The following is a 2245-nucleotide window of genomic DNA, read 5'->3' as shown; positions in this document are numbered from 1 at the left end:
GGCAGCGGCGCTATCCGCCGGACGTGTTGCTGACGACGCCCGAGCAGCTTGCGCTGCTGCTGTCCTCCGACGACGCACCGTTCCTGTTTTCCTCCCTGAAGCGCATCGTGCTCGACGAGCTGCATGCACTGGTGACGTCCAAGCGCGGCGATCTGCTCTCGCTCGGGCTCGCGCGGCTGTGGCGTCTCGCGCCGCAGCTGCGCGCGATCGGCCTGTCGGCGACCGTGGCCGAGCCGGATCAGCTCGCGCGCTTCCTGGTGCCGCAGCCCGAGGGCAAGGAGGTCGCCGCCGACGTCGTCGTCGCCGGCGGTGCCGCGCCGCCCGTGGTCGAGATGCTCGATACGCGCGAGCGGCTGCCCTGGGCCGGCCACAGCGCGCGCCACGCGCTCCCCGAAATCTACGAGCTGATCAAGGCGAACAAGACCACGCTGGTCTTCGTCAACACCCGCAGCCAGGCCGAGATGCTGTTCCAGAATCTCTGGAGCATGAACGACGACGGCCTTGCCATCGCGCTGCATCACGGCTCGCTCGACGTCGCCCAGCGCCGCAAGGTCGAGGACGCCATGTCGGCGGGCAGACTGCGCGGCGTGGTCTGCACCTCCTCGCTCGACCTCGGGGTCGACTGGGGCGACGTCGATCTCGTCGTCAATATCGGTGCACCCAAGGGCTCCTCGCGCCTGATGCAGCGGATCGGCCGCGCCAACCACCGCCTCGACGAGGCCTCGCGCGCGGTGCTGGTGCCGGCCAACCGCTTTGAAGTCCTGGAATGCCGCGCGGCGATCGACGCGATTGCCGAGAACGCGCAGGATACGCCGCCCTTGCGCATTGGCGCGCTCGACGTGCTGGCCCAGCACGTGCTCGGCTGTGCCTGCGGCGAGCCGTTCCTCTCCGATGAACTCTATGCCGAAGTTCGCACCGCAGCGCCCTACGCCGATCTGTCGCGGCAGGATTTCGACGATGTCGTCGATTTCGTCGCTTCCGGCGGCTACGCACTGAAGACCTACGAGCGCTTCGCCCGCATCAAGCAGGACAAGGAAGGCCGTTGGCGCGTCGCCAATCCAAAGGTGCGGCAGAGCTACCGGATGAATGTCGGCACCATCGTCGAGGACGACATGCTGAAAGTGCGGCTGGTGCGCTCGCGCGGCGGCGGGCAGGGAAGAACGGGCGGCTCGACCGGCGTGATCGCGCGCGGCGGCAGGCTGCTCGGCGAGATCGAGGAAGCCTTCATCGAGGGCCTCAGCCCCGGCGATACCTTCGTGTTCTCGGGCGAGGTGGTGCGCTACGAGGCCCTGGTCGAGGACCAGGTCTATGTCTCGCGCGCGCATGACAAGGACCCGAAGGTGCCGTCCTACATGGGCGGCAAGTTCCCGCTCTCGACCTATCTGGCCGAACGCGTGCGCCGCCTGCTCGCTGATGGGCGCATGTGGAATGGCTTGCCGGAGCAGGTGCGCGACTGGCTGTCGCTGCAAAAGGACGTCTCGCGCGTGCCGGCGGTGCGCGAGCTCCTGGTCGAGAGCTTTCCGCGCGCCAACAAGCATTATCTGGTCTGCTATCCCTTCGAGGGGCGTTTGGCGCACCAGACGCTCGGCATGCTGTTGACGCGCCGGCTGGAGCGCGCCCGCGCGCGGCCGCTCGGCTTCGTCGCCAACGAATACGCGGTGGCGATCTGGGCGCTCGGAGACATGTCGTTCATGATCCGGGAGGGCAGTATCGACCTCAACGCGCTGTTCGACGCTGATATGCTCGGCGACGACCTCGAGGCCTGGCTCGCCGAATCCGCGCTGATGAAGCGCACCTTCCGCAACTGTGCGATCATCTCCGGCCTGATCGCCCGCCGTCATACCGGCGAAGAGAAAAGCCGCCGCCAGGTGCTGTTCTCGACCGATCTCGTCTACGACGTGCTGCGCAAGCACCAGGCCGATCACGTGCTGCTGCGCGCCGCGCGTGCCGATGCCGCCACCGGCCTGCTCGACCTGCGCCGCCTCGGCGACATGCTCGCCCGCATCCATGGCCGCATCACGCATCGGGAACTCGACCGCGTCTCTCCGCTGGCGGTCCCCGTGATGCTGGAAATCGGCCGCGAGTCGGTCTATGGCGAAGCTGCAGACGAACTGTTGGCCGAAGCCGCCGACGAACTCGTCAAAGAGGCGATGTCTTAGACTGCTGCAGCGATGTTTTTTGGGGGCTCAATTCTCTCCACGTCATGCCCGGGCTTGTCCCGGGCATCCACGTCCTTGTCTCTGCG

At 67.3% G+C, this 2245-nt stretch carries 1 protein-coding gene; it reads left to right on the top strand.

All coding sequences use genetic code 11. The annotated features are described in order from the left end of the window. Window positions 1–2159: ligase-associated DNA damage response DEXH box helicase (locus IC50_RS20805; protein WP_035708957.1), on the top strand; the 2159-nt coding region annotated here is incomplete at its 5' end. Window positions 2160–2245: the final 86 nt, after the last annotated feature.

Origin of the sequence: Bradyrhizobium genomosp. I (2014) (assembly GCF_000261685.1) — a bacterium.
Classification (GTDB): Bacteria; Pseudomonadota; Alphaproteobacteria; order Rhizobiales; family Xanthobacteraceae; genus Bradyrhizobium.
Note: the sequence above shows the minus strand (reverse complement) of the source record. Positions and strands in the feature narration are given on the sequence as shown.